Source organism: Lentilactobacillus parakefiri (assembly GCF_002157585.1).
Classification (GTDB): domain Bacteria; phylum Bacillota; class Bacilli; order Lactobacillales; family Lactobacillaceae; genus Lentilactobacillus; species Lentilactobacillus parakefiri.
Genome location: NZ_BDGB01000098.1, coordinates 22,142 through 28,834, shown reverse-complemented (window position 1 = coordinate 28,834; position 6,693 = coordinate 22,142). Strand labels below are relative to the sequence as shown.

Sequence of the window (6,693 nt, the reverse complement as noted above, 5' to 3'; positions counted from 1 at the left end):
AGGCTGACTCTTCTCCATAAACTAATTGATAGGGAATCGTGTCCACAAATGCGCTAATGGCACGGACAATATGCGTTTCTGAAATTGAAATTTCCAGTGGTAATGTTAAATTGGTTTGATTATTGTTATAATGTTTGTACATAGAGATTCAATCCTATCCTTGGGTTTTTGTCGATTTAAGAATAGCAGAGTTGAATTCTCTGTGCTACATAAAATGCAAAAAAGCCTCGGAAAAATTTCCGAAGCTTTTTTGCGTTAACTAGGACTTTTGTCCCAGCCTCTTTGTCTAACAATTATTCTTTTTTCTGATGCTTCTTTGGCCGATCATACCGCTGAGCGTAGCCGGATCGAATCCAATCGGTGACCCAGGCCATGATAGCAGACATGAATGCGAAGATAATCCAAGACGTCCAATCACGATAACCGCCAATTTGGCGAAGAATCACCAGCCACAACACAAAGTAGATCACATAGAAGTTCAATCTTGGCATCCGCAGATAACTGGTGACATAGGCCAAGGCAAAGATCCCCAACATGCCATATTGTTCGTCTTGAATGGCAGCTTCGTGATGGAATAAATTGAGAATAATGCCAAAGCCGACATACATGATCAAAAAATAGGTCCAAAATTTAGGTGAAACTTTCTTCATTTATACCTCCTGGATTTGTGAGTATACTTTTGTTTAATGATCTGCCACAAATATTTCGGTAGCACCATAAGCCTACTAAAGCGACTAGGGTCTTTAACAACCCGGTACAGCCACTCCAAGTGCATTTTCTGCCAAGTTTTAGGGGCTCTTTTGACAGTGCCGGCTAAAACGTTAAACGAGCCACCAATGCCAATCCAAAGGGCATTGGCAGCCTGGCGGTTCTTATTGATAAACGCTTCCTGCTTTGGATAACCGGTGGCAACAAAGACCATGTCGGGCTGGGTCCGTTTGATGTCGTGGACAATATTTCGATCATCGCCAAAGTACCCGTCGTGGGTGCCGGCAATCGTCAAAAACGGATAGTTTTCCTGGACGACCTTTTTGAGCTTTCGAATCACGGTTGGCTGGGCGCCAATAAAATAAGCCGACTTTTGATTGGCGTTTCCCCATTCCAGCAGATGAACGAACAGATCATAACCGGTCACGCGTTCTTGGAGGGGAGTCTTGACCATCTTAGCTCCCATGATAATTCCGATACCATCAGGGACAATGTAGTCAGCGGCCGTAATCAATTTTTCGTAACTCGGATTAGCCTTGGCATACATCACAATTTCCGGGTTGGCAGTGACGACAAACGTGTTTTTGCGCTGATTGATGACGTTATGTAAAATTGTTTGGAAATCCTTTTCAGTCGTATTTGTGAAAGGAATGCCTAAGATATCAACTGGTTGAGTGGGACTTTGGTTATTCATAATAGCTCCTTTAGAGGTCATTTGATGCAAATTGCGAGATTATTTTTGTTAATAATCGTAAAAATGATAGAATATAAACTAATTATATAACAAATCTCCGGGGAGGATATTGACACAATATGTCAGAACACGATAATTTAACGCTACATACCGATTTTTATGAGATCAACATGATGGCCACCTACTTTGAAAAGCACATGGAAAATCGCAAGGCGGTTTTTGAAGTGTTTTTCCGTAAGCTGCCGTTTGGCAATGGCTACGCGGTATTTGCCGGGTTGGAACACATCATTTCATACATCGAAAATTTGCAGTTCACTGATGATGATATCGATTATTTGCGCGAAGTGACAGATTATCCGGATAGTTTTTTAGAATACTTAAGAAACTTTGAATTTAAGGGCACCATCAAATCCGCTTATGAGGGCGACATTGTTTTTGCCAACGAGCCAATTCTCCAAGTTGAGGGCAGTTTGTGTGAGTGCCAACTGGTTGAGACCGCAATTTTGAATATGGTCAATTATCAGACATTGATTGCCACCAAAGCTTCCAGAATTCGGACGGTGGTTGGCGACGATCCACTGATGGAATTTGGAACCCGCCGAGCGCAGGAAGTTTCGGCCGCTCTTTGGGGAACTCGGGCAACCATCATTGGCGGCTTTAACGCGACTTCCAACGTCTTGGCTGGTAAGAAATTTGGCATTCCGATCAGCGGCACGCATGCACATTCACTGGTTGAATCGTTTGGTAATGATTATGATGCCTTTAACGCTTATGCCCAGACGCACCACGATTGCGTCTTCCTGGTGGATACTTACGATACACTGAAAAGTGGGGTGCAAAGTGCAATTCGGGTTGCCAACGAGATGGGCGATAAGATCAATTTTGCCGGTGTCAGATTGGATTCCGGTGACATGGCCTACCTTTCCAAACGCGTGCGCGAAGTTCTCGACAATGCCGGGTACCCGAACACCAAAATCTATGCCTCTAATGACTTGGATGAAACCACAATCGCCAGCTTGAAGATGCAGCACGCCAAGATTGACGTTTGGGGCGTTGGCACCAAAGTTATTACCGCCTTTGATCAGCCCGCGCTGGGAGCCGTTTATAAGATGGTTTCGGTTGAAGACGCGGATGGCAAAATGACGGACACCATTAAGATTTCCGGGAACGCTGAGAAGGTTTCGACTCCTGGCAAAAAACAGGTTTGGCGGATCACTGACAGTAAGGACGGAAAGTCGGAGGGCGATTACGTGACACTGGCTGATGAGGATCCTAGAAAAGAAAAGTCGATCTTCATGTTCCATCCCAGCTATACTTACATCAACAAGACCGTTGACAATTTTGATGCGATGCCATTGCTCAAACCAATTTTTCAAGATGGCCAATTAGTGTATGATCAACCAAACCTAAAGCAGATTGTCCACTACGCCGAAAAGGAATTGGCTTCACTATGGCCTGAGTATAAGCGGGAGTTGAATCCCCAGAAATACCCAGTCGATTTGTCACAAAAATGTTGGGACAACAAACGTGACATCATCGAAAAAATTCGCAGCTATGTACAAGATATCAGCTATTAAAACCATAATCGAGGGATGTATATGAGAGCTAAACAGCAAGAAATCATTAGTGCCTTAAAAGTTCAGGCAACGATTGACCCACAAGTAGAGATTCGCCGTTCGGTTGACTTTTTGAAAGACTATCTGAAAAAATTTACCTTCTTAAAAACTTTAGTGTTGGGGATTTCCGGCGGCCAAGATTCAACATTGGCCGGCAAATTAGCTCAAATCGCCATTTCGGAGTTGCGTGATGAAACCGGCAATCCAGCCTATCAATTCATCGCCGTCCGTTTACCGTATGGGGTTCAAGCTGATGAATCAGATGCTTTAGCAGCCATCAACTGGATGGAGGCTGACCAGGTGGCCAGAGTCGATATTAAGCCAGCCGTTGACGCTGCAGTCGCTTCGGTTGAGGCAAATGATATAGAAGTGGCCGACTTTAACAAGGGAAACATCAAAGCCCGTCAACGCATGATCGCTCAATATGCCATCGCCGGTGCCAAATCCGGTGCGGTGGTCGGGACTGATCATGCCGCCGAGGCGGTCACCGGTTTCTATACCAAGTTTGGGGATGGCGCAGCCGATATTACGCCGCTTTGGCGCTTGGATAAGGAACAAGGCAAGCAGCTGTTAACATTACTCGGTGCACCCGAACATCTTTACCAAAAGACGCCCACTGCCGATCTGGAAGATAATCGGCCGGCACTGCCTGATGAAGTTGCTCTGGGAGTCACTTATCAGGATATCGATGCCTATCTTGAAGGCCACGAAGTTTCTCAAAAGGCGGCTGAGACCATTGAGGGTTGGTATGACAAGACCCAACATAAGCGTCATACACCGATTAACGTCTACGACACATTTTGGAAATAGATATTTAGTGACTTTTCATTAGTGGTTAGGTATAATTACCATAAATAAAGGGAGTAACCAGCAATTGCGATTGCGATTATCTCGTCAACGTGAAATACTCGTATTTCCGGGATAAATCTTAAATGGTGAGACTTATGAATTCTTTTAGCGAGGAATTTGTGAGTCTCTTTTCTTTTAGAGGAGGAAGTTTATGACACAAGAGAAGAAGATGTTCTACCAAAGAACGGTCGATGATGTGATGAGTCAAATGAAGGCCCATCCTAGTGGTCTGTCTGATCAGGAAGTCAAAGATCGTCGGGAACAATTTGGTGCCAACCGATTAACGTCAAAACGCCGGACGACGTTGATTGAGAAGTTTATTTCCCAGTTTAAAGATCTCATGATTATTATTTTGATTATTGCGGCCATCATCGCTGGCTTTGCGGGTGAAACGGTTGATGCCGCGATTATTTTGGCGGTCGTTATCTTAAACGCGGTGTTTGGGGTCTTCCAAGAGTCCAAAGCAGAAAATGCCATTGATTCACTGAAAGAAATGTCAGCGCCGATGGCAACCGTTTTGAGAAACAATCAATCGATGTCGATTAAAAGTGAGGATATTGTTCCCGGAGACATTGTCCTTTTAGAGGCAGGAGATGTCGTTCCTGCCGATATTCGACTGACCGAGGCCAATTCCCTTAAGATCGAGGAGGCAGCCCTCACAGGAGAATCTGTGCCGGTTAATAAGCAAGTCGATCCAATCGAAGAAGACGACCTGCCTTTAGGCGATCGAAAAAATCTGGGCTTCATGAATAGTAACGTGACGTCCGGGCGAGCAGTCGGTGTCGTCATTGGTACCGGGATGAATACAGAAGTCGGAAAAATTGCCCACATGCTTAATACGACCGAAGAAACCACCACGCCGCTGCAAGAAAACCTGAAGTCATTAGGTAAGATGTTAACCGTGTTGATTCTGGTGATTGCCGTGATTGTGTTTGCCGTTGGAATGTGGCGTGGGCAAGAAAGCCTGATTAACATGCTGCTGACGGCGATTTCATTGGCAGTTGCAGCCATTCCAGAAGGCCTGCCGGCAATTGTAACGGTGACACTCGCACTAGGAACCCAACAAATGGCGCGGCATCGCGCATTGATTCGCAAACTGCCGGCTGTTGAAACGCTGGGGAGTACGGACGTCATTGCCTCAGATAAGACTGGAACTTTAACTCAAAACAAGATGACAGTGGAAAAAGTCTTTTTGAATGAAAAACTTCAAGATTCGGCCGACACTCATTTAACATTGCGGGATCGGTTAGCGCAAATTATGGTGTTGAACAACGATACCAAGTATCAAGAAAATGAATTGGCGGGCGATCCAACCGAAACGGCTTTGGTGTCATTTTACTTAAATCTAGATCAACCGGTTCAAAAGTTTGTCAATGACCATCCACGGTTGGCGGAAATTACGTTTGATTCAGAACGAAAACTGATGTCCACTTACAACCAGATGGATGACAAACAGATCCTCATGACCATGAAAGGCGCACCGGATCAGTTGTTGGAACGGGTTACCAAGATTCAGGATGGCAAAGACGTTCGAGCAATCACCGATAAGGATAAACAGTTAATCAGCTCCACCAACCATGATCTGGCAACCCAGGCGCTGCGGGTGCTGGCTTTTGCCTACCGTCCCGTCGACACTGTGCCAACTGATCTGACATCGACTGCCCAAGAGCACGACATGACCTTTGTTGGTCTAATCGGGATGATCGATCCTGAACGGCCGGAAGTTGCCCAAGCGGTGGCTGAAGCCAAATCGGCAGGAATTAAATCGATTATGATTACCGGTGATCATCAAGATACCGCTCAAGCCATTGCTAAACGGCTGGGAATTTTGAACCGGGGTGATAACCCAGGTGGCAAAGTGATTAATGGCGCTCAGCTTGATGAATTGTCTGATGATCAATTTAACAAAGAAGTCGCCGATATTTCTGTCTATGCCCGTGTCGCCCCGGAACATAAGGTTCGAATCGTTAAAGCCTGGCAGAAACGGGGTAAGGTCGTTGCCATGACTGGTGACGGTGTCAACGATGCGCCGGCATTAAAAACTGCTGATATTGGTGTTGGAATGGGGATCACCGGAACGGAGGTTTCAAAGGAAGCTTCTGATATGGTGCTCGCCGATGATAATTTTGCGACGATTGTGACCGCGGTTAAGGCGGGCCGAAAGGTGTTCGCTAATATTCAAAAGTCACTCCAGTATCTCCTTTCTGCCAACTTAGGTGAAGTTTTGACTTTGTTTGTGATGACGATGATGGGCTGGCAGATTTTAGCACCAGTTCAGATATTGTGGATCAATCTGGTAACCGATACTTTCCCGGCAATCGCTTTGGGGGTCGAACCCGCCGAGCCCGGTATTATGAAACGCAAACCCAGGGGACGGTCATCCAACTTTCTGTCTGGTGGGATCATGAGCAACATTTTGTACCAAGGATTTTTTGAAGGCTTTATCACCCTTTGTGTTTATGCGTTTGCGATTAGCAACCCAGTGCACGCCTCGGACGCCTTGGCCCATGCGGATGCTTTGACGATGGCATACGCAACGCTGGGACTCATTCAGCTGTTCCACGCTTTTAACTCAAAGACGATTCACGAGTCCATATTTAGAATTGGCATGTTTAAGAACAAATTCTTTAACTGGGCACTCTTGGGATCAGCGGTGCTCTTGATCATGACAATTGTTGTCCCAGGGTTCAACGAAATGTTCCACGTGACTGAACTGACCGCTTCACAGTGGCTGGTTGTGGTCTTTGGTGGCTTTATGATCGTTGTTGTGACAGAAGTAGTAAAATACATTCAGAGACACATTTCCCATAAATAAAATTGAATGGA

The 6,693-nt window shown here is 45.5% G+C and carries 5 protein-coding genes; 3 read left to right on the top strand and 2 right to left on the bottom strand.

The annotated features are described in order from the left end of the window. Positions 1-293: 293 nt before the first annotated feature. Together LPKJCM_RS09935 and LPKJCM_RS09930 are read right to left on the bottom strand one after the other, a co-directional pair. Positions 294-650, bottom strand: a complete 357-nt coding sequence (locus LPKJCM_RS09935; protein ID WP_057962401.1) for a hypothetical protein — start codon at positions 648-650, stop codon at positions 294-296. Further along, entirely contained in the window at positions 647-1,402 is a 756-nt protein-coding gene (locus LPKJCM_RS09930; RefSeq protein ID WP_057962400.1) for a WecB/TagA/CpsF family glycosyltransferase, read from the bottom strand. The genes LPKJCM_RS09935 and LPKJCM_RS09930 overlap by 4 nt, the downstream gene beginning before the upstream one ends. Positions 1,403-1,521: 119 nt before the next feature. Between LPKJCM_RS09930 and LPKJCM_RS09925 the strand changes: the two genes are divergently transcribed. The 3 genes from LPKJCM_RS09925 (at position 1,522) to LPKJCM_RS09915 (ending at position 6,682) form a co-directional block, all read left to right on the top strand. Continuing rightward, positions 1,522-2,979, top strand: coding sequence for a nicotinate phosphoribosyltransferase (locus LPKJCM_RS09925; RefSeq protein ID WP_057962399.1), 1,458 nt, complete (start codon positions 1,522-1,524; stop codon positions 2,977-2,979). A gap of 21 nt (positions 2,980-3,000) precedes the next feature. Then, the gene (nadE, locus tag LPKJCM_RS09920; RefSeq protein WP_057962398.1) at positions 3,001-3,828 is read left to right on the top strand and encodes an NAD(+) synthase; all 828 of its coding nucleotides are present in this window, start codon (positions 3,001-3,003) and stop codon (positions 3,826-3,828) included. A 190-nt stretch (positions 3,829-4,018) separates the two neighbouring features. Then, positions 4,019-6,682: a calcium-translocating P-type ATPase, PMCA-type gene (locus tag LPKJCM_RS09915; protein ID WP_057962397.1), complete on the top strand. Its 2,664-nt coding sequence runs from the start codon at positions 4,019-4,021 to the stop codon at positions 6,680-6,682. The last annotated feature ends 11 nt before the right edge of the window (positions 6,683-6,693 follow it).